The 25,892-nt window shown below is 43.6% G+C and carries 16 protein-coding genes; 6 read left to right on the top strand and 10 right to left on the bottom strand.

Annotated features, from left to right (window positions below; translation table 11 throughout):
• Nucleotides 1-48: 48 nt before the first annotated feature.
• From AAEY80_RS12115 to AAEY80_RS12105, 3 genes are all read left to right on the top strand, one after another.
• Nucleotides 49-1,401, top strand: a complete 1,353-nt coding sequence (locus AAEY80_RS12115) for an anhydro-N-acetylmuramic acid kinase (RefSeq protein ID WP_101211268.1) — start codon at nucleotides 49-51, stop codon at nucleotides 1,399-1,401.
• A 94-nt stretch (nucleotides 1,402-1,495) separates the two neighbouring features.
• Nucleotides 1,496-2,872, top strand: coding sequence for a beta-ketoacyl-ACP synthase II (fabF, locus tag AAEY80_RS12110; RefSeq protein WP_201582849.1), 1,377 nt, complete (start codon nucleotides 1,496-1,498; stop codon nucleotides 2,870-2,872).
• A gap of 128 nt (nucleotides 2,873-3,000) precedes the next feature.
• The gene (locus AAEY80_RS12105; RefSeq protein ID WP_201582845.1) at nucleotides 3,001-3,861 is read left to right on the top strand and encodes a hypothetical protein; all 861 of its coding nucleotides are present in this window, start codon (nucleotides 3,001-3,003) and stop codon (nucleotides 3,859-3,861) included.
• Nucleotides 3,862-4,118: 257 nt separating this feature from the next.
• Here the strand turns inward: AAEY80_RS12105 and AAEY80_RS12100 are convergent, their stop codons facing one another.
• The 5 genes from AAEY80_RS12100 to AAEY80_RS12080 all read right to left on the bottom strand — a co-directional run bounded on the left by AAEY80_RS12100 (nucleotide 4,119) and on the right by AAEY80_RS12080 (nucleotide 11,819).
• Nucleotides 4,119-5,936 (bottom strand): aminopeptidase P family protein, encoded by a 1,818-nt coding sequence (locus tag AAEY80_RS12100; RefSeq protein WP_350588387.1) that lies wholly within the window; start codon nucleotides 5,934-5,936, stop codon nucleotides 4,119-4,121.
• A gap of 392 nt (nucleotides 5,937-6,328) precedes the next feature.
• Nucleotides 6,329-7,891 carry a peptide MFS transporter gene (locus AAEY80_RS12095; RefSeq protein ID WP_101211271.1) on the bottom strand — a complete coding sequence of 521 codons (1,563 nt, stop codon included), beginning with the start codon at nucleotides 7,889-7,891 and terminating at the stop codon, nucleotides 6,329-6,331.
• A gap of 323 nt (nucleotides 7,892-8,214) precedes the next feature.
• Nucleotides 8,215-8,667 (bottom strand): hypothetical protein, encoded by a 453-nt coding sequence (locus AAEY80_RS12090; RefSeq protein ID WP_201582841.1) that lies wholly within the window; start codon nucleotides 8,665-8,667, stop codon nucleotides 8,215-8,217.
• Between the two features lie 139 nt (nucleotides 8,668-8,806).
• On the bottom strand, nucleotides 8,807-10,381 hold the full coding sequence (gene lnt / locus AAEY80_RS12085; RefSeq protein WP_201584635.1) for an apolipoprotein N-acyltransferase: 1,575 nt from the start codon (nucleotides 10,379-10,381) through the stop codon (nucleotides 8,807-8,809).
• A gap of 538 nt (nucleotides 10,382-10,919) precedes the next feature.
• Entirely contained in the window at nucleotides 10,920-11,819 is a 900-nt protein-coding gene (locus tag AAEY80_RS12080; RefSeq protein WP_025651548.1) for a CBS domain-containing protein, read from the bottom strand.
• Between the two features lie 256 nt (nucleotides 11,820-12,075).
• On the opposite strand from AAEY80_RS12080, the gene AAEY80_RS12075 reads away from it, so the two are divergent.
• Entirely contained in the window at nucleotides 12,076-13,359 is a 1,284-nt protein-coding gene (locus tag AAEY80_RS12075) for an Lnb N-terminal periplasmic domain-containing protein (protein WP_201582837.1), read from the top strand.
• 33 nt (nucleotides 13,360-13,392) lie between these two features.
• Here AAEY80_RS12075 and AAEY80_RS12070 read toward each other — a convergent pair whose 3' ends face one another.
• Nucleotides 13,393-14,190: a hypothetical protein gene (locus AAEY80_RS12070; protein WP_025651546.1), complete on the bottom strand. Its 798-nt coding sequence runs from the start codon at nucleotides 14,188-14,190 to the stop codon at nucleotides 13,393-13,395.
• 45 nt (nucleotides 14,191-14,235) lie between these two features.
• Complete coding sequence (locus AAEY80_RS12065) at nucleotides 14,236-14,832, bottom strand: YcgN family cysteine cluster protein (protein ID WP_025651545.1); 597 nt, start codon at nucleotides 14,830-14,832, stop codon at nucleotides 14,236-14,238.
• A 161-nt stretch (nucleotides 14,833-14,993) separates the two neighbouring features.
• On the opposite strand from AAEY80_RS12065, the gene AAEY80_RS12060 reads away from it, so the two are divergent.
• Nucleotides 14,994-15,734: a dienelactone hydrolase family protein gene (locus AAEY80_RS12060; RefSeq protein WP_201582835.1), complete on the top strand. Its 741-nt coding sequence runs from the start codon at nucleotides 14,994-14,996 to the stop codon at nucleotides 15,732-15,734.
• Between the two features lie 188 nt (nucleotides 15,735-15,922).
• Nucleotides 15,923-19,042, top strand: a complete 3,120-nt coding sequence (locus AAEY80_RS12055; protein ID WP_350588384.1) for a DUF2339 domain-containing protein — start codon at nucleotides 15,923-15,925, stop codon at nucleotides 19,040-19,042.
• Here the strand turns inward: AAEY80_RS12055 and AAEY80_RS12050 are convergent.
• The 3 genes from AAEY80_RS12050 to AAEY80_RS12040 all read right to left on the bottom strand — a co-directional run bounded on the left by AAEY80_RS12050 (nucleotide 19,039) and on the right by AAEY80_RS12040 (nucleotide 25,428).
• On the bottom strand, nucleotides 19,039-21,771 hold the full coding sequence (locus tag AAEY80_RS12050; RefSeq protein ID WP_227687603.1) for a DEAD/DEAH box helicase: 2,733 nt from the start codon (nucleotides 21,769-21,771) through the stop codon (nucleotides 19,039-19,041). The genes AAEY80_RS12055 and AAEY80_RS12050 overlap by 4 nt on opposite strands.
• Before the next feature lie 21 nt (nucleotides 21,772-21,792).
• A complete protein-coding gene (locus tag AAEY80_RS12045; protein ID WP_201576997.1) occupies nucleotides 21,793-23,529 on the bottom strand; it encodes a site-specific DNA-methyltransferase in 1,737 nt (578 codons plus the stop codon).
• A gap of 75 nt (nucleotides 23,530-23,604) precedes the next feature.
• Complete coding sequence (locus AAEY80_RS12040) at nucleotides 23,605-25,428, bottom strand: AIPR family protein (RefSeq protein ID WP_201576998.1); 1,824 nt, start codon at nucleotides 25,426-25,428, stop codon at nucleotides 23,605-23,607.
• Between the last annotated feature and the right edge of the window lie 464 nt (nucleotides 25,429-25,892).

Below are 25,892 nucleotides of genomic sequence, written 5' to 3'. Positions count from 1 at the left end.
AATGTTAGAATTTGGCAGATATACTAGCGTTTTTTAAGGAAAATTGCCATGAGTAAGCCTCGGTCAGCGATTGATAATAAAAATAACGATCTTTCAGATTCAAATATACATGAAAATTCAGATGCTTTATCGCTCGCCGAAACCCTTGAACAGACGGTATTCGAGAGCTTCGATGAGGGTTTATATATCGGCATGATGTCGGGTACCAGCTTAGATGGTATGGACGCCGTATTGTGTCAATTCAGTAATGATAGTAGTGCTGAAGAAGATAGCCAAGCACCGATGCGACTGTTAGCAACTCATAGCCAAGACTTCCCGCCACGACTGCGCGAAGTGTTATTGGCCTTATGTCAGCCCAATGGTGTCAAGGAATTGATAGCCAGCGATGCTGAGCCCAACAGTGAAAGCCATAGCGAATTGGAGTGGTTCGGTTGGGCAAGCCGCGAGTATGGTGAGTTTGCCAGCGAGGTGGTCAATACTTTATTAACACAAGCAGATATCGACGCAGAGTCAGTGCTAGCGATTGGCTGTCATGGGCAGACCGTGCGTCATCGTCCACAGATGGGCTTTAGCTTACAATTGGTCGATGCCAATATTATCGCTGAGCGTACGGGCATTAGCGTGGTCAGTGATTTTCGCCGCCGTGATATGGCGGTCGGTGGTCAAGGTGCACCCTTGGTTCCGGCTTTCCACCAAGCCTTATTTGCCACGCCTGATAGTACGCGAGTGTTATTAAATTTGGGCGGTATTGCCAATATTACCGTCTTACCAGTCAATGATAAGCCGGTAAATGAGGCTGTTATTAATAATAATGCTGTGATTGGTTATGATACGGGTCCTGCCAACCTATTATTGGATGCATGGGCAGCATTGCACACGGGTAAAGATTATGACGCTGGTGGCGCTTGGGCGCAGTCTGGACAAATTATCGAGCCGCTACTCAATCAATTATTAGCCCATCCGTTTTTTGCAAAACCTTATCCGAAAAGCACGGGGCGTGAGGACTTTAATTTAGCTTGGCTACAAGCTGAGCTGCAGACGTTCGAGCAGACCACTGTCGATACCCGCTATGCAGCAGCCGATGTGCAAGCGACTTTAACCGAGTTGACCGCTATCAGCGCCAGTAGCCAAATCACCCAATTTATCAAAAATAATAAAAACAGTGCAGTTTATGTCTGCGGTGGTGGTGCCTTAAATGACTACCTAATGAGCCGTTTGCGCACGCATTTGCCTCAGTGCAGTGTGGAAACTACAGCCAGCTTAGGACTAGAGCCTACATGGGTAGAGGCCGTTGCTTTTGCTTGGTTGGCACGGCAGACCTTGATGGGTGAAACGGGTAACTTGCCTGCAGTAACTGGCGCGAGTAAAAATGTGGTGTTGGGACAAGTGTGTTTTGCATAGTCTACTGATTTTAGTTTACATGCGTGCACTTATGTGTTTTATAATGGCTTCTGAAATAACATCCTCTTAGGACCGTAAGTACAGGATATATCGCATGAGTCAACACAGCAGTTCAACCACTTCGCAAGCTGATCAAGTTAGCGCAACCTCGGCGCACAAACCGCGTCATAAGCCGCCCCACTATGAGCGCTCTGATGAGTTGCGCGTGGTGGTTACTGGCATAGGTGCCATTACGCCACTGGGTCTGGACGTTGACAGCTCGTGGACGAAATTGCTCAATGGCGAGAGTGGTATTACCCCAATTAGCCACTTTGATACGACCGGATATCGTGCGCAAATCGCTGGTGTGGTCAAGGACTTTGACGCCAAACAATATATGAATGCCAAAGACGCCCGCCGCTATGATGAGTTTATTCATTATGGCATCGCTGCCTCTAGCATGGCATTACAGAACGCGGGCTTTATCGACGAAGTCAGCGCTGCTGACGCCCCTGTGCAAGGCGTGGATCAAGAGCGTTTTGGCATTATTTTAGGCTCAGGGATTGGTGGTATACAAACCATCGAAAACAGCCGTGATACCTTACGTGAAAAAGGCGCTACCAAAGTCTCACCCTTCATTATCCCTGGCTCTATTGTCAATATGGCAGCAGGATTGGTCGCGATTAAACATACCTTAAAAGGCCCAAATCTCGCGACGTCGACTGCCTGTACGACCGCCACTCATGCTATCGGTCTCGCTGCGCGCTTAATCGCCTACGGTGATGCCGATGTCATGCTGGCAGGGGGCAGTGAAAAAGGCTCTAGCCCACTGGGCATAGCAGGCTTCGGTGCCATGCACGCCCTCTCTACTCGCAACGATGAGCCGACCAAAGCCTCGCGTCCATTTGACAAAGATCGTGACGGTTTTGTGCTCGGTGACGGCGCAGGCGTGGTAGTGCTAGAAAGCCTTGCTCATGCCAAAGCGCGCGGTGCCACGATCCTCGCCGAGCTGGTAGGTTTTGGTATGAGCGATGATGCCAGCCACATTACCGCGCCACCAGAAGATGGTAGCGGCGCGGCACGAGCGATGAAAAACGCTTTAAATGATGCAGGCATTGAGCCTGCCGCCGTTGGCTATGTCAATGCTCATGGTACCAGCACCCCTGCTGGTGACGTCGCTGAATCAATTGCTATCGAAACGGTATTTGCGCCCGTCAAGGACAGCATTTTGGTCAGCTCAACCAAATCCATGACCGGTCATTTGCTAGGTGCTGCTGGTGGTGTCGAAGCGATATTTACTGTCCTTGCCCTGCAACATCAGCATATACCGCCAACCATTAACTTGGACAATGTCGAAGATAACTGCAACCTTGATTACGTGGCTAACCAATCACGTAAAGTTGAAAATCTGCAATATGCGGTGTCCAATAGCTTTGGCTTTGGCGGCACCAATGGCTCGTTAGTATTTGCGCGCTGGCCAGTTCAACCCTAAAGCGAAAAAGAACGCCTAAAAGCGTGTGAGGCAATCCATTGTAACCTTGGTGTCAGATTTGCTACGTTTGTCCACTTGCAGCCCCTTATCGTACTTGCGTATGATAAGGGGTAATTTTTGGAACATTTATGGAAGATACCATGTCAAGCTACTCATTTTCCCATCAGTTTTACCAGCGCTGGACGTGTGCGCCTGAGCCTATTCGCGCAGCCATTACCCAAGAGCTAAAGGATATCACCACCCTCTTACAAACCGAGACGCCGTTTGAGAGCTTTGTTTTTAGCACCCATGATCTAGATGCGCATGTCGATGAGCTTTATGAAAATCATGAAGCCGAGCAAGCGATTGCCCAAGCCATCGCCGACAAACAAGCGCAAGTGCGCGCCGCTGCTGAAAAAGAACGTCTCGAAGAAGAACAAAGAATCAAAGCGGTAGAGGATGCTAAGCTCAAAGAAGAGGCAAAATTAAAAGAAGAAGCCCGACTGCATGAAGAAGCAAAAGCTGCACAAAAAGAACAACTGAAAAATGAACAGCTAGTAGCCGATAAAAATAGCCTTGATAATAAAGTTGCCCCTACCGATAGCAGCCAGACAAATACTGATAACAATACTGCCAATAGCGCTGCAAATAATTCTTCTGAAAGCACAGTCGCCGAAGAATCAGATGCTGCAAAAAATGACGCTGTTAACGATACTCTTAGCAAAAACGATGATGGCATCAAAAATAATAATGACATTAAAAATGACAACAGTATCAAAGCTGTCAATGATAAAGCCAGCGCCGCCATCAAACTGGCATTAAAAGATGCAAAACTAAGCGCAACGCATCAAGAATTGATCCGTGAACTTGAGATGCAGATTGATGACTATCTCAGTGAGCAAATGATGTTGATGTCTGAAAATCTAAAATCTTGGCTACGTGCTGAGATGACTCAACATTTGGGTGAGCAAGATAAATCAGTAACTCATAAAGATGCGCAAAAAAGTTAAATATAGCATCTGGATAATAAACGGCATCTGGATAACAGCACCTAGTCAATAATCCGTATTCAGGTAATAAGTAGTATTCACGTAAGAAAAAGCCCCGTAAATCGTTTATAGGGCTTTTTTTATTTCAGGTTGGTAGTTGCAAAGCTTGTATAGTCAAGGAATTTCAGAATCGCTACAAGGCGACTGACCGCAGATAGTACACTGAGTACATCTAGGGCGGGTAACACCGTAGCGGTTTAAAAGTGCTCTGACTATAATTAGATAGCTTGTGTACGCTCAGTTAACCACTCTAATGCCGCACCATCAACACGGTCTTTTAGCTCAGCAAAGACTTGGCTGTGATATTCATTCAGCCAATCAATCTCTACTTGATCCAACAATGACGGCTCAATCAGACGGGTATCAATGGGGCAGTAAGTCACTGTTTCAAAGTTAAGGAAATTACCGAATTCCGTTTCTACTGGCTGAGCAACCCGTTTATTTACCATCAAGTTTTCGATACGAATACCGTATTTACCTTCACGATATAAACCCGGCTCATTACTCGATATCATACCCTCTTTCATCGCCCGCTCTTTTGGCGTGCTGGCACTATAAGCAATGACTTGCGGGCCTTCATGGACGTTTAAGAAGTAACCAACGCCATGACCAGTACCATGACCATAGTCCATCTGTGCCTGCCATAATGGCGCACGGCAAATCGCATCAATCAGTGGTGAAGCAATGCCATCAGGGAAATGCGCTTTTGCTAAGGCAATATGGGCTTTGAGCACGGTGGTAAAGTCACGCTTGTGCTCGCTGCTTACTTTGCCAATACCGACCACGCGTGTGATATCGGTGGTGCCGTTTTGATACTGCGCCCCTGAGTCAATCAGTAATAAGCCGCCCTCGCCCTCAGCGACGTCAAGGTAGCTGAACTTTTCTGGCGTCGCACGGTAATGTGGCAATGCCCCGTTTTCATTAAAACCTGCAATCGTTGGAAAGCTTGGCGATACATAATGTGGCTGCTGACTACGTACCTCAATCAGCATGCTATCGACATCAAGCTCACTTAAACGCTCGCCATCTGCTAGACGCTGCTCAAATGTGGCAAAGAATTCACTTAATGCAGCGCCATCTTGACGCATGGCTTCACGTACATGATCGATATCGGCGTCAGACTTAACCGATTTTAGCAACGTGCTCGGTGCCATTTGCTCGATAAAGCCCACATCGTCTGCCATCCTTGATAGTGTACCCACTGCGACTTTGCTTGGGTCTAATAGCAGCAAATCTTCTGGTGTCAGGGCGCCCAATGCCTCTTGTACCGCTTCATAATCAGCAAGGGCAATACCTCTGTCTTTTAGGCTCTTAGCGATGTCAGCACTGACTTTATTATTATCGACAAACAACGTTGCTTTGTCTGCACTAATCAGCATATGGGATAAGAACACAGGATTATAATCGACGTCAGCGCCGCGTAAGTTGGTCAACCAAGCGATATCATCTAAGCTGGAAAGCAAATGATGCGTTGCGCCTGCATCCGCCATACCGGCACGCACGGCAGCAAGTTTTGAGGTAGCGGACTGGGCGAGAAACTGCTCATCGTGGGCATACAACTCTGCTGATGGCAGCGCTGGACGATCACTCCATACTTCTGTCAATACGTCACGCTCAGTGATCAAGGTAATGTCGTTAGCATCAAAGGCGTCTAGCAGCTTATCTTGCTCGGCGATAGACAGCACATTGCCATCGACTGCTACGCTATCACCTTCTTGTAAATGCTCGGCGAGCCAATCGATATGATTTGGTTTACCAGGCGCGAGCCTTTCTAAGCTGATACCTGTGCCTTCTAATTGATCAGCGGCGTGCACCCAATAACGACTATCGGTCCACATGCCAGCAAAATCAGCGGTAACGACGAGCGTGCCAACAGAGCCTGTAAATCCTGACAACCATAAACGGGATTGCCAATATTCTGGTAAGTATTCAGATAAATGCGGATCAGCAGAGGGGACGATAATCGCAGTAAGGTCTTGGGCAACTAAGCTTTTGCGTAAACTATCGATACGATCATGAATGGTTTGTTTATTCATTGAATGTGTCCTTATTGATTTTGGAGAAATTAGATGTAAAAAATACTACTGTGAGGCGACTATGGATAGCCGTCTTATTTGGGCGTTTAAAATCGCTTTAAAGTTTAATTAAATGATCAGTACTTGAATCAGCCAAATTCAATAGTTTGAGAATTAAAATGTTGTAAAAAGTCAGATGCCAAATATATGAGGCCAATTATTATTTCAGCAAAATAGCATTACAGTAGAACATCATTAGATGTCTGGGCAGATAACAGGCTTTCAATGGCCGAAGAGAAATATCTCACCGAATGAAACAATAAAACGTGCTACCAGCAATGGTAACACGTCTCATCCTCTGTCATTGACTTGTGCGCTACACTCGCTCAATGACTTATTGAAAACCCTATTGATTAGCTGACTTTATCGGCGCGCTCACTTTTCTGTAGCATGTTATTAATAGGCTTCGCTAATACCAGTAATAAGGCAGCCGTAACAACCAATAAAATTGTCATCGTCGTAAACAGATCTGGTAAGCCTTCAATCTTATCCGCTGAGACATTGCCACCGAAAAATGCGGCAACCAAATTACCCATGGCTAAAGAAGCAAAGAAAAGTCCCATCATCTGCCCTTGCATCCCTTTTGGGGCAAGCTTAGTCATTGAAGACAGACCTACAGGACTAAGTGCCAGTTCACCAAGGGTGAGTAGTAGCAAACTACCTACCAACCACAAAGGTGATGCCAACCCACTATCATTGGTCAAAATACTTTTCGAGGCCACAATCATCAAGCCAAAACCTGCAGCGGCAAGTAACATACCAAGAGCAAATTTCACCATACTACTAGGTTCAACACCTCTATTACCAAGCTTAACCCAGATAATACTGACGATTGGCGCTAGCAGTAGAATGAACAAAGGATTTAATGATTGGAACCAAATACTCGGTATCTCAAACCCCAAAACATCCAAATCTGTATAACGGTCAGCAAATAAGTTAAAAGACGTCGGCTGCTGCTCAAAACTTGACCAAAATAGCGTTGAGCCGATAATTAAAATAAAGCAAATCAATAGACGCAGCTTATCGGTTTTATCAAGCCTAGGTGAGATGAACATAATGGCAAAGTACAGTATCACTACACCTGCAATGATATAAGTCATATACTCCGCCACCATCTGCGGTTGAAACGGCATCAGACCTGTAGAGACTAAAACGACGACTGCCACTAGCAACGCTAAGAATCCAGCGACCCAGCGGCCTATATGTTTATAACGGTCATTGGAGCGCTCCCACTCAGGCGTGATGCCTTTCGCTTGCGCATAGTGTGTTAGCGTTTTTTGAGCAGAAAAACGGTAGATGAGTAGTGAGACCAACATCCCAAGACCACCAACACCGAAGCCAACGTGCCACATACCTTTTTCTTTAAAGATACCGACGATGAGTGCGGCTAATAATGCGCCGATATTGATACCCATATAAAATAAGGTAAAACCACTATCACGACGTACATCACCTTCAGAATACAACGCCCCAACCATCACCGAAATACAGGTTTTAAATAGTCCTGAACCCATAACAATACACATCAAGCCGACGAAAAACAGCGTCATGCCAAATAATGCGGAGAGCGCAATACATAAGTGACCAAGGGCGATAATGATACTACCCCACCACAAAGCACGCTCCTGACCTAGCCAATTATCGGCTAACCAACCGCCCGGTACTGCTGCTAAATATAGCGAACCCGCAAAAATACCATAAATGGCCGATGCGGTAACATCATCAAAACCAAAACCACCGCTGCCTACCGTCGCCACCATAAATAGTACGAGTAGTGGGCGAATACTATAATAAGAAAAGCGCTCCCACATTTCCGTAAAAAATAGCGGACGTAATGGTTTTGGATGTCCCATAAAGCCGTTGTCTAGCGCTTCCAGTTCAGCAGCACCAACCCCTAACTTTGATTCTCTGCTCATACATTTATTCCTTTAAATATCATATTAGTGATGACCAACTACCCAATTACGCAGATGAACGGTCATATAGGCGGAACATTGTTTCACTTGGTTATAACCAAGTAAAGAAAAAGTTGGCTAATAATTACACAAATACCCATAAAAAAACTCGCTCTTAAGCGCTAAGAGCGAGTTTTTGTTGGGATTATCAATGAAGAAATGCGGTCAACTGTTTTATAGAGCACTAATAATAAGACTAGCCATTCTTGAAAACGCTGTTTGTCAAAAGTTGCTCTGCAAAATTAATCTTATAAGAATAGCATTCAGTATAGGTAAGGACACGCTTATTCTGCGGTTGTTGTCTCTTCGGTATTACCAGCGTCTAGGTCGCCATCAGCTTGTTCTGCGCTCAAGTCAGCATCGCCAACAGCGGCTTGGTTTACCGTACCTGATGCTGATGCCGTACCTGCTTCCGCTGTCACTACCGCGCCACTCGTATCTGCAGCTGGTGTGACCGTTGCATCAGCAGCCGTAGCCGGTGCTGCTGTATCAGTGCCTGCTTCTACTGGCGCTGCTGCGCTATCGGTCTCAGCGGGGGCTGCGTCTTCAGTAGCACTCGCGGCGGCTGTATCAGTGGCAACAGATTCTTCTGCCGTCTCAGCCGTAATGTGCTCTCCTGCTGGGCGCAAGAATGCTGAAACACCAATGAGTAAGACGATACCTAAAAATAAGGCAACACCGCCTAAAGCAAATAAGAACTCTTTCTTAGGGTTGTTTTCGACAATATGTTCTGACATACCTTATCCACCTTACACAAAATATTTGAAATATTTGGCTATTATATCGCAATTTATGTCGATTTGTTAAAACCCTTAACGATTTAAAGGGTTTATTATCGAATAAATCATTCAAATTAGCATTTGCTAGTCTGATTCATTAGCTGACCGAACGGCTTCGAGGGGTCGCGCGCTTGCCAAGATAGCTCAATAACAATAGGAGCGCTATAATGAACAAAATCGGGTAGTTACCAAAACGCATGAATGGTGTATTACCCACCCGTGCCTGAATATCACCGCGTAGTACCGTCCGTTCAAACTGCGGGGCACGCTCTACAATACGGCCCTTATGGTCGATGATAGCGGTCACACCAGTGTTGGTCGCTCGCATAAACCAGCGACCATTCTCAAGCGCGCGCATTTGTACCATTTGTAGATGTTGCAGTGGACCCGCCGAGGTGCCAAACCAGGCATCGTTTGAGATGGTCAATAAAAAGTCGGTTCCAATCGCATTTTTACGCGTGGTATCGGGATAAGCAACTTCATAACAAACGGCCGCGCCCAAGTTGTGCCCACGTACACGCAGTGGTGACTGATTGTCGCTACCGCGACTATAGCTCATAATCTCTTGGCTACCAGCTAAGTTGGGTAAAATATCAAGCAGACCTTCAAACGGAATATATTCACCAAAAGGTACTAGCCGTTGCTTTTTGTACATGCCCTCTGCATCCGCACCTAACGCAATAACACTATTATAAAACGGTGGGTATTTATCCGTGCTCGGATCAAATGCTGCTTCATCCTTGTAAGGAATACCGGTGACCCACGTGGTATTGGTGGCTTTGGCCATTTTTACCATTTCACTGATAAACCCTACAGCTTCGGTCTGAAACATTGGAATCGACGATTCAGGCCACAGAACAATGTCACGTCCCCACTCAGTACGCGTCAAGGTTGCATAGATTTTTAAGGTTTCTACTTGATACTCGGTCAGCCATTTTAGATCTTGCGGAATATTGCCTTGAACCAGTGATACCGATAAATCAGGCGTGCCTTTAGGTTTCGTCCATTGTGGATTTATCAACCATAACGAGACGCTAAGCACCAGCAAGGCAGCCGTCGCAATCATATAACCACCACGGCGACGCAACAGCTCAACGGCACTTGCCGCTAACAGGATGGCGACAAAAGAGACAGCAAATACGCCGGCAACGGGTGCTAATGACGACAGCCAATATTGCTCGGTAAAGGCGTAACCGACGAACAACCACGGGAATCCAGTGAACAGCCAAGTCTTCATCCACTCTTGCAACACCCAAAGCGCTGCAAAAGCCAAAGGCTGCTTGCCAACCAGTCGATTAAAAATCAACGCCAAAAAGCCATGAAACAAGCCCATGCCCAGACCCATCAGCGCAATCATAATCAACGCCAGCCATGCGGGCGTCGCCCCATAGACATGGATGGACGTATAGAGCCAAAATGCACCCACGCACCATAGCCCCGTGCCGTATGCTTGACCGATAAAAAAGGCTCGGCGACCTGTCATCTCAGGCATCAATAGCGCGTATAAGATAGCGGGCGATACCAGTGCTACTGGCCAAATACCATAAGGCGCGAGCGCAAAAATAAATATTGCCCCTGCCAGCCAAGCAATCAATATGGCCAAACCCATAGGCAAACCTTTCGGTTTTTCGGGGTTCAGACGTTTTTGCAAATCAACAGTAGACAGACGCATAGCAGTTATCCAAAACCATAGTATCTAAAATGTTACATGTTTAGTATTCAGCCAATATTTAACCTAAAGCTGGCTCAATGGCTATAAACGCCCTATTTTTTCAATAGTATTGTTTGATAATCGTCTTATAAATATAGTCAAAATACCCCAAAAACGCGACGATACTGCTGATATCAATTTTTTGTAGCCTCTGTCTGCGTAGGCACAGCAAGCAAGAAAAATGGATATCAGCAGTGCGTGATTTCTCAATATTACTTTTCACTGACTATATAAGATTGATATAAATACAGCGTCTAAAAATTAAACCCGCCCATGATACCAGTCTGCGCCGATCAATGGGTAAATTTGAGTAGTAAAAAAAATGACTGCTAAAAGCGACTGATAAAAGTAGCTACTAAAAGTGGCTATTGAAAGTGGCTACTAAAAGTGAATGACAAACAGACAGCAAAAAACACGATCGCAATCGTGTTTTTATAGAAATTATCAGTGCGTTATAAAACTTATGAATGGCACGTATGACAATGACGTCAAAAATACATTAATGACTGCCTATCAATAGGTGCTGCTCAGGATTCGTTTTGGTCAGTTCTAGGTTTTGAATAAAACGACCTTCTACATCAGTAATGGTAATTTGCCAATCGTCTATCACCACGCTCTCGCCTTCTAGGTCACCTACATAACCCAGTGCCTGCATGACCAGACCGCCCATCGTATCGACATCGGTATCATCAAAACGACTACCAAGCTCATCATTACAGTCTTCGATCACGGTCGACGCTTGCACACGCCAAGTGTTTGGCTTGTCGGGGTCGGCGACGATATTATTAATGTCACTGTCTTCATCGAAGTCATCATGTTCATCGACGATATCACCGACGATTTCCTCGAGCAAATCTTCCATAGTAACGACACCGCCAAAGTTACCAAATTCATCGACCACAATCGCCATATGTACTTGGGTACGCTGCAATGAGCGCAACAAGGTATCAGAACGCGCCGTCTCACTAATATAGAGCGGCTGACGTACCAAATCTTTTAGACGCTTGCTATCGATTTTGTCTTCTTGATCGCGCACCATGTGCACTAATATAGGAATCAAATCCTTGGCCAATAAGATACCAATGACCGCATCATCATCTTGACTGTCAAAGACGGGATAACGCGAATGCGTAGTCTCAAGGATAATATCCATCACTTCGGCAAGGCTGGTGCTCTCGTGCAGGCCAATCACTTGCGGGCGTGGAGTCATGATTTCGCGCACTTGGGTCGCAGGCAGATCGAGCACGCCTTCTAACATATCCACGGTATCAGGCTCTAAGAACTGGCGCGAGTCCTGTACCAAACGAATCAGTTCATCACGGGTTTCGGGGGCGGTCGATAGCCAGCGTTTTAAGCCGCGCATCGACCAACTACTCGGGCTTGGAGTGTCGTCAGACATGGTAATGTGATTTAACCTCTTTAGTTATTGGCAAATGTTAATTGTTGACAAATTAATAGCGTAAAAACGTAGATGGGGATGAAAGTACTAAATAAAACCAGTCGTTAATAATTAATAAATACCTAGACCAGTTTAAATTAGCTTCACTTTATCGCAAGGCTTAAAGACATTCAACGACAAATTCACGCAAATTGTATTGTCAGTGTGTTATAAACTTTGCTATGGTCAAAGCCTTTATTTATCAATAACAAACACTATGTCCTTACGCTCCTTTTTTTCTCGACTGCTCACGCCGCACTCAAACAACCATCGTTCAGAGAGTGGTGTGGCTCATAACAACCAGCAAAAGCCGACATGGCGATATTACCTTGTACAATTTTTAATCATTACCACCCTACTGCTATCCGCTGTTTGGTTACTGATGGCGATTTGGTATCAGTTTGGCGCGCGCTCAGTGCTAACGTGGTTGGCCATAATCGTCATTATTGGATTGCTTAGCGCCTTGTTTGCCACACGTTATTGGACGCCTGATACTAAGAAAGCACCGCATAATATAACAGCGGATAGACAAGCTACTGGCAAAAAAACGATAACTAAGAAAGCAAAGATTAAATGGCTAGTCGGACTGTACGCGGCGATTTGGTTCGCAGGTGTCGGCTGGTTTATGTCTATTACCCCTGAGCAACAACGCGACTGGATGCCTGAAGTCAGTCAAAAAATCACTTATGAGCGTGATCCAAACAATCCTGATTTGATTACGCTTACCAATGTCCGAAACTTTGATTGGCATACCGAAGATGACGCGACGGCACGCTGGGAGACGCGAACGATTGATATGTCAAAATTGTCTGGCGTCGATGTGGCGAACTCTTACTGGATGGGACCACTGATTGCCCATACCTTGGTGAGCTTTCGTTTTGAAGATGATAGACCCCTCGCCTTCTCCTTTGAGATTCGCAAAGAACAAGGCGAGTCTTTTTCGGCGCTCGCAGGATTTTTTAGACGTTATGAGCTGAGCCTGATTGCAGCAGAAGAGCGCGATATTATCTATACACGGACCAATGCGCGCGGTGAGCAAGTCTATCTATTGCCAATCAGTCATTTGCAGCAGCATGAGGTCAAGTCATTATTTGAGTCTTATCTGACTGCTGCCGATGAGCTGAATGCGCAGCCTGCATGGTATAACACCTTGACCAGTAACTGTACCAATATTATCTTTTATATGGCGCGGCTGGTCAGTGGCGATCGTCTACCGTGGGATTACCGAATTTGGGTCTCTGGCTGGCTGCCAAACTATCTCTATGATGTCGGCATGCTGGACGCTGCGCCTGAAAAGCAAAACCAGCCTTGGTCGATGGATACGTGGTATGAGCGCACCCATATTAATCCAAAATCTATGGGCTTCAATAACCTGCACTCTATTGCCAATAGCTATGAGTTCTCTCGGCAAATTCGTCAAGATATTCCGATACCACCACTGGCTGATTCGCAAGCAGAGGCTGAAGAGCAGGCCAAGTCAGCAGCTCAAGCGTCTCAATAATAGTATTGATCATATATTAAATAGTACTCATCATTAAAGCGTAGTTATTCGATGTTGTGTAAATTCAACCATCACCAAATAATCGAGAATATCATTCAACTCAGCCTCTATACGTTGGCGCTCGGTTTCATTGGGTGTTGGGCGGTAAATCGTAACATTAATAGTATTGGTCATTGGGCTAAAGCCAATACTTTGAGCGTCAGGATAACGCTTTAATACCTCAGGCCACGCTTTTTCTTGTATTGCAACAATCAGCTGACGCATTTTATCACTAATGGCTTGGATATAAATAGGAAAGGAATAATTTTCAAATTCCTTTTGCTTAAAGTGATACACATATTTTGGCGGGACGGCTTTAACTTTGGTTAGTGTCGTCACCCTAATAGAAAACTCATCAGGGTCATTGTTATCATAATAAAATTCCGCAATATTCGCGCCTAATTGCTCTGAAATTGCTTCATTCAATGGCAAGCTAATCCTTTGCAATAATAATCGACGCTGCGCCTCTTCAATAGAAACATTAAAATCTTGTGCATAAAACCAAGGAGCACCATTCCTTTCTTCCTCGGATAAAATATTCAGATAATAATCAGCCAATGGCTCGTCTTCATATTTTTTATCTGCGGCTGCCTCTATCTTTTGCCAGTTGACAATAACCATTGCAGCTGATTTAGGAGCAGTCACTGGTGCTGACATACCCTTTACAGGTATAGCTTGAACCGTTTGAGGAGTAGGAAAATTAGTCTCAGACAAGTGAGATATATTTGAGCAGCCGATTGACAAAAAAGCAGCACTGAATATCAAACTTGTTGTAAGGCAAATTTTATGCATATTCCAACCCTTAAATCATAACCCTTTATATCAGCAAATAATTAACTACGGCTTGACCCAATTCACCACGCGCGTTTCCATCTCTTCATCAGACATACCAATCTCCGACACACAGCGACCTGCTACGCCCACATTGACAGCGCGCATTTTCTGCTGAGTCTCTACTGCATTTTGAGTCAACAACAGATGCCAACTTGGCAGATTTTGTCCTTTATACAAGCGCTTATAAGCACAGTGCGATGGTAGCCACATCATTTGCGGCAAATTCTCCATGGTCAGCTGAATACAATCGGGAACATGTTCTTGGCGCGTGTCATAGTGCTGACAATAGCCCGTCGCACAGTCCATCAGCTGGCAGGTGACATCGGTGTACTCGACCAACTCCTCGTCCACATCGCCATGCTCATCTTCATCGATATACTTAATCAAACAGCAACTGCCACAGCCATCACACAACGCTTCCCATTCGCTATGATTTAGCTCTGCCAACGTAAAGCGTTCCCAAAACTGTGGGCGCAGTGTTTCAGACGCTGCATTTGATTCGCTGTCAGGAAATAGACTCACGATTGTGTCTGGTTTCAGCGGCCCAGCAGCATCAGCGTTTAAATTAGCAGCAGATTGATTTAACAAGTTAATAGTCATAGCATTGTAGTCGATTTTTTATAAAGAGACATTTTGATAAAGAGCGTTACAGTATTATAGCTGTTTTTGCTGGATATGGGCGTTAAGGTAGTACAAGTCAGAAAAACGAACCCTCACAATGACGAATAAATAAAACTTACAACATAAAAAAGGACAATAATATGTCAATTAAAACTTTCGAATTAATCAGTACAACCGAAAATGGTGTTGAGCTTATCAGCTACGTAGCGCTACCAGAAAATGCGTCAGATGACGCGCCAGTGCCAGGTATTTTAGTGGCTCCAGAATGGTGGGGCGTGGTCGATCATCCAAAATCAGTGGTCGAACGCTTGGCAGCAGCAGGTTATGCAGCAGTCGCTATGGATGTCTATGGCGAAGGCAAACTGACCACCGATGCAGCACAAGCCAACATGTGGATGGAGCAAGTATTAGAAGACCAAAATATGCTGATGGAGCGCTGCCGCTTGATTCTCAATGACTTTAGCGATCAATTGGCGGTTGATGGTGATAATCTAGCGGCAATCGGTTACTGCTTCGGTGGTAAAGTCGTCCTCGATATGGCGCGTGATGGTATGCCACTAAAAGCGGTGGCAACTTTCCATGGCAACCCATCAGCGAAACAGCCAGCAGACAAGAACTTCAAAGCCAAAGTATTAGTCGCTCATGGTCGTGATGACTCGATGGTATCCATGGAGGCAATCGAAGGTCTAAAATCAGAGCTAGATGCAGCAGACGTTGACTACACTATCGACGTTTATGACAATGCTAAGCATGGCTTTACCAATCCGCACGCCGATGAGCGTGCAGCGAAAAATGACGTTGATCTTGGCTATAATGAAACCGCTGCCAAGCAAAGCTGGGAAAATATGCTTGAGTTTATGAAAACCAATTTAGGATCATAGGGTATTTAAGACTCATTTTTTGTAGTAACAGTTTTTCGCAGTAAGTAGTAAACAGTTTCTTAATATAATAAGGCTAGCCTAATAATATCAGGCTAGCCTTTTTGTTTAAGTGAATGCGTTACTTGTGTTTGTTCTTAAATCGAGTCATTATCTTCTCATTTAATATTGAGTAACGGTGCGCCAAGATCATGTCTGATATCAGTTGGTTTGTACTATTTATCTGCCTAGCGGTTATTGTTGTTCTTTATAATAAATTAAGAACCCGCCTTGATCTGCTACAAAAAGATATCACGCAACTGAAAAATGAGTTGCAGATACAAAAGCAAAGGTTTCGCTCCCCTATATTCGATAAAGACAACGATGTTGGGGCTAGCGCTAAACTTGATACTCCTCTTGATACTTATAATAATGTTGAAGCACCGACAGCCTTGCTCGACAATGATATTAGCCAATTTACTACTGAAGAGTTATTTGAGGAAGTGGCTTCACTGTCTAAAACTGAAGCTACCGGTAGTACGGTATACAAGGACGATGACGCGTACGCTAATCTCTTAAAAAATCTATCACCGATAGAGCCTGATGAACGCTCTCTACCTATCGTCACCTCACTGATTCATTCAATCAAAAACTGGTTTTTTGGTGGCAATTTGGTCGTGCGCGTTGGCGTATTAGTATTACTAGTAGGTGTGGTGCTACTGCTACGCTTGCTGAGCGAGTATATAGAGATTTCGATTACTGCAAAGCTCATGACTATCGGTATTGCAGGACTGGGATTGGCAGCACTGGGGTTAAAGCTAACGGCAAAACGTTTCTCGTATGGGATTACTTTACAAGGTGCAGGCTTAGCCATTGCTTATCTGAGTACCTTTTTTGCTTATAGTGTCTATCAAATTATCCCAAGTTTACCGAGCTTTATTGGACTCGGGTTGTTATCCGCCATTACTATTGCTCTAGCCGTACGTCAAAACGCTTTTCCTTTAGCGTTGTTGGCATTATCGAGTGCTTTCTTTGCGCCTATTTTGACTGGTAACGATACCGGCAGCTTAGTGACATTGTTCAGCTATTATTTACTTTTGAACGTGACGATTGCGATTATCGCCCATTACCGCCCTTGGAAAATACTCAACCTATTCGGGGTGGTCGTGACATTTGGGCTGGCCTATTACTGGGGCATGAGCGAAAATTTAAATGCTGTGGTTACATCACAGCGTTGGCTTTTAGTGTTGCTGGTCGCCTTACATTTACTGCTTTATCTGTTTGTCGTCATTCGCTACGCACAGCAAATCATCGCTTACAACACTCTTAATGAAAAAAGTTCCTCTCATACAGATAATGCAAACAACGCAGATAACACGGGCAAAGTTGATTCAAAAAATAACGGCTATGTATTTCCCATTGATACGGGCTTACTGTTTTCAGTACCGATATTGGCATTTGGCTTATTTGCTGCCTTATTAGATGACATCCCTAACGCTTTAACCATTACTAGCGCAGTTTTAGCAGTCATTTATTTAGGACTTGGCTGGTTGTTTGTCCAGCACAGTCAGCGTTATGCTTTAATTACCGAGGGCATGTTGGCATTAGGGTTTGGCTTTTTGGCGTTGGTCATTCCGCTGGCATTCGATGCTGAATGGATTGCTTTTGGCTGGTCGGTACAAGGATTGGCATTGGTGTGGTTCGGACGGCGCTCACTACGCGCTTGGTCAGTATTATTTGGTTTATTATTGCAGCTAATTAGTATCGGCATGCTGATACTAAATGTGGTCTTTGCTATCCAAGACTACCCAATATTGGCCTTAACCATTTCGGCTATCGCTTATCTAAGCACTGTATTTATTTTGCGCGCTAGCAACTCGCCAGCTAATTTAAACACTATCTTGGATAGCGAATTAAAGAATAACTCAAATAGCAACCTAGCGTACTCTCAAGAGCAAACCATCACATCAGATGCAGTAGCGGCCTACGCCAATGCACTGGGCATCAGCACCCAAGCCGCGCAGCAGTGGCTAACCTCAATCAATAGCCAAAGCAAAATCTTTAACCTTGTTTGGCGCAGTCCTCTATTAATACGATTTTTAACTTTTACTGCTATGGCTTGGCTACTACAAGTATTATTGCTTGATTTTAATCACTGGCTTACCAGTTGGCGATTGGCAACGACGACTTTGATTGCAATCGCAGCACTCATCAGCTTGGGCACTTATTGGACCATCAATCGTTATCGCTTGTGGGCAGAGATCAGACAGCTGAGTCATGGCTTACTAGTAGTATTTTATATAATGCTCATCCTGCAGCTACCGCAAAAATTCGAATTCCATTTAGCATGGCAGACAACAGATTGGTTGTTATTTACTGGCCTAATCATTGGTGGGTTGGTCATCGGACAGTTGTGGTTAAAGACGTGGTACGAGTATTCAGAATTGTCACGCTACGATGGCGCGAGCTGGTTAGGCGCTGGCATTTTAGTCATCGCTGCCGCAGCTCACTATGGACTCGCAGATTCAGCTGGGGTGATGGCTATCTTGATTCCAGCTGTTTTGATATTAGCAGGATTATGGTTCAGCTATCGTGATTCCGGTTATCGTCAGCAAAACACGCAAACGCATGAAGTGTCAAATCAAGGTTTTCTGTACTGGTTTGATTGGAAACAAGCGCTATTCCAATGCGCTGCTATATTCGCATCTATCGCCTTATTTTGGGTCGTCATTACCAACTGGTCTTATGACGGTGTGATCTGGGGACTGTCTTATTTTCCGCTACTGAACCTATATGATATTAGCTCTATTCTGGCGCTATTCGTTGGCTTTGGTGTTTATTACCTAAATCAGCAGCATAACCAAAAGCTAAGTATAGCGAATGCCGATATCACTATTAACGATAGTAGCAACAGGATTTTTACCGCTGACAATCTACTGGTCATATTAGGTTCTATCAGCTTTTGGCTGATCTCGAGCATGCTCATCAGAACCTTACATGCCACTATTGGCACGCCGCTATGGGACAGTATTCAGGGCGGCGCGTGGAGTAGCGAGCAAGTGCAGACAGGACTAACCATTCTATGGACGCTCTTGGCTTTAGTCGCCACCATCATCGCCAGTCGCTACTGGCAGCGTGCACTTTGGTTTATGGGCATTGGACTGTTGGGCGTTGTCGTGCTAAAACTGGTAATTGTCGATTTATCACAGACCGAGGCAATTTGGCGAGTGATTTCCTTCCTTGGCGCAGGCAGTTTAATATTATTAATTGGTTATTTGGCACCGTTGCCGCCTGAACAAGCTCAGGAAGTTGATAAAAATCATGGAGGCTAATATTCGTAATTTTGAATAAAATATTCTATAGAATTTGACTCTTTAACAGTATTGTGTGGTATGAGTAAATATTTCCAAGGCTTACCTCCATGTTGAATCAAATAATCAGTCGCATGTTGACACCATTTGACACCGCTTCGAGCTTTTTCCGTTACTTCTTCATTCCAGCTACCATCTTGATTTTGATGTTGCGTACTTTTGGTTTCAATCATCAAAACATAGTTGGCAGTTTCAACCACAAAATCTGGAATATATTCTGAGTGTTCACTACCACGTTTGTAGTATAAATTGAACTGACCTTTAGCTGGCTTAAACCACTTCTCGCTTTCACGCTCCAAAATTACTGCAAATCGACGTTCAGTATCCGAATCAAACTTTTGTAACGGATATAAACAACGGCTAAACTCACCAAAAAGCATTTGCTTAATTCGGCCTAAATCACGCACTGTATCACGATAATTTTGCACTGGCTGATTTTGCGCAACGGTGTAGCTACACTCGCGTAAAGTGCTAAAACCATTGCGTACATCCACAACATATTCTGTTGATTCCTCAAAAAAGTGGTTATTCAGTTGAACATGGATCAAACTGACAATATTATCACTTTGACTTTGCAAAATATTTTCAACCACCTCGTCATTATTTTCTGCTTTGAGGGTGTCCACGGCTTGTGTTGCTAAGTCATAAAGCAATTCAGCTTGATCGTCGTAAGGAATATCGTCGTAGTCGAAAAGTTTTTTGAGAATATAGTTCTGTTTTACTGATTCACAGTTGCCAGAGTCGCCTTCACCCCGAATAGTTTGGTGATTATCATGCAAGCTTTGTTGTATTAGCGTTCGGTCGATTGGCTTTAAGCCTTTAATAACGTCAACGTCCAGATCAAATGGATAATAGCCTGTACGCACTTCACCTGAAGGCGATACGATTATCCGCGGTATATCAATAGTGTTATCTACAGTAAGCTTTGTGACTTGTTCAACAACAGCGGCGATGTCTATTGATTCTTCAATAAATAATTCGCGCTGCTCTTGAGTTAACTGAGCTTTTACTTGCTCAGTGATCTTAGCTTTTACCTCTGCTGTCAACAGCGCTTTGCTGGTTGGTGCATCTGTTGGCTGTGTTTGGTACTGCTTAATTACATCCAGTGCGGCGCAGGCAACCGTCTGCTGATTCTGCGTGGTATAAGTAACTTTTGGTTCTTGTACTTCACTGTTACCACTAGCGCCCGTTGCTGTGACACCTGCACCTGTTATCTGCTGCTCAAGGTTGGATTTAACCTGTACATTTAGTTTAGTTACGTTGTCTTCTGGGCGACATAATTCTCGCTGTTTTAAACGTAGCGGGTTACTAGGGTCATTAGCTTCATCAACAATTTCTTGGAATTTATCGTGAGCAATAATGCTCAAAGTATCTACCGCCTCAACGCCGGTACGTTTACCATAAGGCAAACGTAAACCGCGACCAATCGACTGCTCAATCAAGGTTCTGGCATTAGCAGCACGAAGCGGCACTATGGTATAAAGGTTAGTCACATCCCAACCTTCTTTAAGCATATTGACGTGAATGACAATCTCGGTAGGCTCATCGACATTTTCTACATTGAGTAGTGCTTGTATGGTTTCTTCTTCTTTTTTACTGCTATCAACCTGAATCACTTTGCCACGGTAACGGCTCTCAAACACACTTTCGAGTTTGGATAAAAGCTCTGCGGCATGTGTGGTATCGCGGGCGATCACCAACATAAAGGGCTTGACTAGCTTGGTATCATTTTCATACGCATAGGTAGTTAAATCAACCTTGGTTTGCTCATGTATACGAATACCATCCATTAACTTAATTGTTTCTAGCTCTTCTTTATCGTACTGAGTAACATCAAAATTAAGCTGGGTGACTACTGCGGGCTCCTTAACAAAACCATCATCTATGGCGCAGGCCAGTGGGTAATCAATCACCACATTCTTAAAGTAAACAGGCCCGCGGCTTGATTCTGTAAATGGTGTAGCCGTTAGCTCTAATGCGAATAGTGGATTAAGCTCATTGAGCGCGCGCATACCAGCATCGGCACGATAGCGGTGCGATTCATCCATTAACAACACTAAATCAGGCAAGTTCGATAAATACTCAAAATAACTTTCCCCTAGTGTTTCCGCAAGGCGCTTAATGCGAGGCGCTTTACCACCACGCACTTCGGTATTAATTTTGGCAATGTTAAACACATTGATTCGAACCGAACCGAATAGGTCATTTTGCATCTGTGCACCACGGCTTTCGTAGTTGTCACCGGTGATCACTTCTGGCGGTGACAATACAAAATCAGTAATGCCTTTAAATACATACTTAGGCGAGGCTGGTGAAAAATCGCTGATCAATTTTTCATAAATGGTCAGATTAGGCGCCAATACAAAGTAGTTGCGAATACCATGCATCTGATACAAATGCGTAATAAACGCACCCATCAACCGAGTTTTACCCACACCAGTTGCCAAGGCAAAACACAGTGATGGAAAGTCACGTTCAAAATCACTGAGTTTTGGAAACTGCGCTTTTAACGTTTCTAACAGTCTAGGTAAATCGCGTTTTGGGTTCAGCAGTTCTTTCTCAGAAGCACTAATCGCCACTGCCAAAGCGCGTAGCGAATCTTGCTGCGGCTGGCGTAAACTTAAACGGCCGATGACATTATTAATGGCGCGTAATTGATCTGGTTTTAAGCTTGATAAATCCATGCTCATTATAGTTATCCTTATTAACCGTTAATCTTGCACTTGGTCGCTATCATCAGTGGCATCATCCGTTAAGTTAGCCACGTTCAATGAGTAGTCGTCCTGACCAAATTGGCACTTATCTAAAATGGCTTTGGGTAGTTTTTTTAAGGTTAAATTGGCAAAATGGCCTGCTTCACAGCGAAATGCTCCACACATTACTAATAAAGTACGATCATGACCAACTTCTTCAGAAAGTGCTTCTAATTTCTCCATCGATAAGGTCTGTGTTGTCACGTATATATGATCTGTTTCAGTGGAATAACCTTGATCCCACCAATCCACTTTTGATGGTGCATAAGTAAAACCTTCCAACTTACATATGGCTTCAGCTAGCATTTCTGGCTTATAGTCTTTATTGATCACCTCTAAGCCAAATTTGTCTTTTATAATTAGTGATGGGGCAAGTTTGTAATAGCGGAAGCCTCCGCCTCCTTTCCAACCATATTTACTCGTAACTCCAGCCGGATCTAATCCATCTATTACACGCTTCATTCGCGGAATTATATGGCTGTCACACTGCGTTCCACGTTCAACTGAAATCCATCTTCTATTCATCTTATGAGACACAGCAGCGGTAGTACCAGAACCTGCAAAAGAATCCAATACTATATCGCCTGGCTCAGTTGCCATTTTTATAATTCTTTCTACCAATGCTTCAGGTTTTTTGCCATTTTTGAAACTAACTTGCCCTTCGGCCTCAAGACCAGTAGTTCTTATATCTGTCCACAGATCACCAGGATGAACGGTTAGATTATCTTCAGCGAATATTAATTGAACTCTGGGCTTTTTGGACTCAGACGAATAGTTCCCTCTGACAAAATAGATCATCCCTCTCTTGGACTTTACAAAAAACAACTCTTGCTGAATCTTTTCTCTTTTTTCATTCGCAAGATTTAACACAGAGGCAGATGTGGCACATTGACAAATGCGATAAGAGTTTTCAAATAACCAGCTGTCTTTTTCTTTCCCTTTCAACCCCAAGTCTTTACAAACTTCAGCCACTGACTTAAGAATTATTTTTTTAGCAATATTATCAAGAATAGCTAAACTGTCCTCGCCAATCTCATCTTCCGTTTGGCAAAACTTATCTATTTCTTCTTTATCTTCTTTTGTAAAACAATCCAGAAATATATTGTATTCAGTGTCCCATTTTTCTTTAGGCACAGGGTCTAGCTTAATGCCTCTTACACCATTTTTTTTAGCAAGAATTATATATTCCTTAAGTTTTGGTACGCTACCATACTTTTTAACAGAACCCATCTTTAGACCACTAGCCTCACTCATTTTGACAATTATTGTTTTTAAGTTTCTTTCTTCACAAATCTCGACCATTAATAGATAAAGTCGCGCGAATTGTTTATCATCTATTTGAACAGCTATATATCCATCACTTTTTAGTAAAGACCAAAGTATTTCTAACCTTTGTTTCATCAGGTTTAACCAAATAGAGTTTTCAAGCCCATCATCATAATGTTCAAAAGCCTGCCCTGTGTTATAAGGCGGATCAATATAAATACATTTAATTTGACCAATATATTCTTGCTCTAAAGCTTTTAATACCAACAGGTTGTCACCAAAAATCAGTTTATTATCAAAAATATCGTTTTCAGTGACTTTTTGGCTAGCAAGATATGACTTACTCAGGTCTTCCAATAAAATTCGCGGTTCGAGCTTTTTACGCTCGTTTTTGCCAATCCATGTGAGTTCTAATTTTGTCTTGCTCATGTTTACCATTCTCTCATCTCTTGTTTTTTTACTTAGCTTTTTATGGCACCTAACTAGCGCTTGCGAGGGAGGTAGTTACCAATTGGCTGGCTGAGCAGTTTGCCCTTGTTGACGTTGTGCCTGCCCTGCTAAGTAACGAAATAAATCTTGATTGTATGGGTCGTCAGCCATTAGGCTTGCCTGCTTAGCAATCACTGCTTGGTCTTGTGTCAAGTTTAAGTAATCAATCCATACTCTTTGCATTAGCGGCGCGGTATCACCCAAGCGTTTAAAGTAAGCATGTGGCGCGCTGCCTGATGCCATCGCCGTAAAGCTATCAAAAAACTGCTGGCGTAGTGCGTCAAAGGGCTGACTAATCAATGTTTTAAATTCTGCTTGTTGTTTAATGTGGGGTATAGCAATAGCGCTTTTAAATTGTGCCATCAGTAGCATAGCAATACAGTAGGTAAAATGACGGTACAATAGTTTTTCAGAGCCTGGACTACTGCGCTCTGCAGCTGTGCATAAATCTTGAATGGCCAAATAACAATTAACTGCATTAATTGCCTTTGCTCCTTGTAGATCAAGGCTGAAAATAGCTTGGTATTCAGTACTTTCTTGATTTGTAAACTGACTAGGCTCTGCTTTTAACTGATAAGGCACACGAATATCAGCTCGCATACAAGCTAACGCTTTTACCAAGGTGTCTATGTTAATACTGCGAATACCTGTTCCTGCCATTTGTTGTGGCCGATAGAGGTATTCCACTCCAAACATTTTCATTTCTTGCCTGAGGCGCTCTTGGGTGTCGTCTAACGCTGCAAAACTGGCTAAATCAACAGGATTTTGCAGGTTGCGAGCTTTAGTCACTTGCTTATGGAAAGTGTCATTACCTGTGTGGATAATGGTCACCATGACCTGTGCTTGGCTAATATCTGCCTCTGAGTTTTCACTTGCAAATTGAGCTGCACTGGCAATAGTCTGTGCGCCGTTGACAACGGATAGCCCATCGACTGCAACATGTTTACTGCCTGTATGTCCTTTAATATTTCCCTTTGGTTTTACCGTGTTACCAATTAGAGTGATGCCGTTATTTAAATAAATAAAATTTTCTGGCTCGTTTAAAAGAGTGTCTTTAATGGCCTTGTTTACCCCACGTCTGCCTGCGCCAATAAAGTAACGAATATTTTTCTCGTAGAGGCTACGGTCGTGAGTAGTGTGCAATGCAATTAGGTCAGTTAACTTCGCGATACCAAAAACCACTTTTCTGGGTTGCTCTTGTACACGAAATTTATAAACAGCGACACGCGCGTTTACTGCATCGACCGTATGTTCACTGCGAAGTGCATGTTCAACTTCGGTAGCAGTGTACTGTTGATAAGCCGGTACAATTTGCTCTTCACCTTCGTCAATCAGATCCTGTATGGCAGGCTGTAAATAGTTTTGTGCCTGTATGGTAATACCGTCACCTGTGTGTGCGACAAGCAGTTGAATATGCTCGCACTCATCTAGTGCAGTTTCAATATGTGCTTGAAGGTTTTGTACGTTTTGATTAAAACGTTGAAACTGCTTGTTTAAAAGCAATTTTACACCCTCAATAAAAGCTTGAGCTTCATCCAATTTAAACTGGGCATTTTCTTTCATTTTGGACTGTAAGAGATACAGCGTTTGATCAGCTTCGTGATAATAAATGGCATCAATACCATGATCTTCATAGTCATCTACTACAGCTTCTGCCGCCGTTATCACGTCTAAATTAAATTTTTGCTGCAATACGAATGCGCTAAAAGCTCTGGCTATTTGTTTTTCAGGCAGATTTTCCCGTCCACCTTGTCCAAGTAATGCTGGTAAATGCGTTACGAAACGCTGCTGAAGCAGTTCTTTTAAAGGGATAATAAATTGTGGTTGTAATGCTGCCAATTGAAATTTCCTTATATTAGTTTCCAATGAATCGTAAATAAGATTTCTTGAGAAATTCTTTTATTCAATTTACCTTCTAGGCTTTCGGTTAATGCTTCGCTTTTTTCGTCAACTTCATCTTGTTTATCAAACAGTTCTTGGCGGCTTTTATTACAAAAGCTTTCAAATTGTCGTTATTGCTTTTGTAAACTTAGTTTCTATTCCAGAATTGGTACGATTTTCGCATCATAGCGTACCGTTTGATTTGCTTATCCAACTTATTAATTTTTGTTCAGAAAAGATAAAATTTTGACTATATGCTTATTTTCAACAGTGAGGTGCTCTTGCTGCAATGCTTGCGATAAGGCGCTTTAATAACTTCAATACTGACTAATTAAATACTCCTTATACCCCACTCTCAACTTGAAATAAGCAAATCAAACTGAAGAGGCGGATTACCAAGTTTTTTGTTGAGTACAAAGCAC

Source organism: Psychrobacter sp. 78a-MNA-CIBAN-0178 (assembly GCF_040309625.1).
Lineage (GTDB): Bacteria > Pseudomonadota > Gammaproteobacteria > Pseudomonadales > Moraxellaceae > Psychrobacter > Psychrobacter okhotskensis.
Note: the sequence above shows the minus strand (reverse complement) of the source record. Positions and strands in the feature narration are given on the sequence as shown.

Coding starts and splice junctions, on each gene's coding strand:
- AAEY80_RS12115 (WP_101211268.1), top strand. CDS start 49: ATGAGTAAGCCTCGGTCAGCGATTGATAATAAAAATAACGATCTTTCA.
- fabF (WP_201582849.1), top strand. CDS start 1,496: ATGAGTCAACACAGCAGTTCAACCACTTCGCAAGCTGATCAAGTTAGC.
- AAEY80_RS12105 (WP_201582845.1), top strand. CDS start 3,001: ATGGAAGATACCATGTCAAGCTACTCATTTTCCCATCAGTTTTACCAG.
- AAEY80_RS12100 (WP_350588387.1), bottom strand. CDS start 5,936: ATGAATAAACAAACCATTCATGATCGTATCGATAGTTTACGCAAAAGC.
- AAEY80_RS12095 (WP_101211271.1), bottom strand. CDS start 7,891: ATGAGCAGAGAATCAAAGTTAGGGGTTGGTGCTGCTGAACTGGAAGCG.
- AAEY80_RS12090 (WP_201582841.1), bottom strand. CDS start 8,667: ATGTCAGAACATATTGTCGAAAACAACCCTAAGAAAGAGTTCTTATTT.
- lnt (WP_201584635.1), bottom strand. CDS start 10,381: ATGCGTCTGTCTACTGTTGATTTGCAAAAACGTCTGAACCCCGAAAAA.
- AAEY80_RS12080 (WP_025651548.1), bottom strand. CDS start 11,819: ATGTCTGACGACACTCCAAGCCCGAGTAGTTGGTCGATGCGCGGCTTA.
- AAEY80_RS12075 (WP_201582837.1), top strand. CDS start 12,076: ATGTCCTTACGCTCCTTTTTTTCTCGACTGCTCACGCCGCACTCAAAC.
- AAEY80_RS12070 (WP_025651546.1), bottom strand. CDS start 14,190: ATGCATAAAATTTGCCTTACAACAAGTTTGATATTCAGTGCTGCTTTT.
- AAEY80_RS12065 (WP_025651545.1), bottom strand. CDS start 14,832: ATGACTATTAACTTGTTAAATCAATCTGCTGCTAATTTAAACGCTGAT.
- AAEY80_RS12060 (WP_201582835.1), top strand. CDS start 14,994: ATGTCAATTAAAACTTTCGAATTAATCAGTACAACCGAAAATGGTGTT.
- AAEY80_RS12055 (WP_350588384.1), top strand. CDS start 15,923: ATGTCTGATATCAGTTGGTTTGTACTATTTATCTGCCTAGCGGTTATT.
- AAEY80_RS12050 (WP_227687603.1), bottom strand. CDS start 21,771: ATGAGCATGGATTTATCAAGCTTAAAACCAGATCAATTACGCGCCATT.
- AAEY80_RS12045 (WP_201576997.1), bottom strand. CDS start 23,529: ATGAGCAAGACAAAATTAGAACTCACATGGATTGGCAAAAACGAGCGT.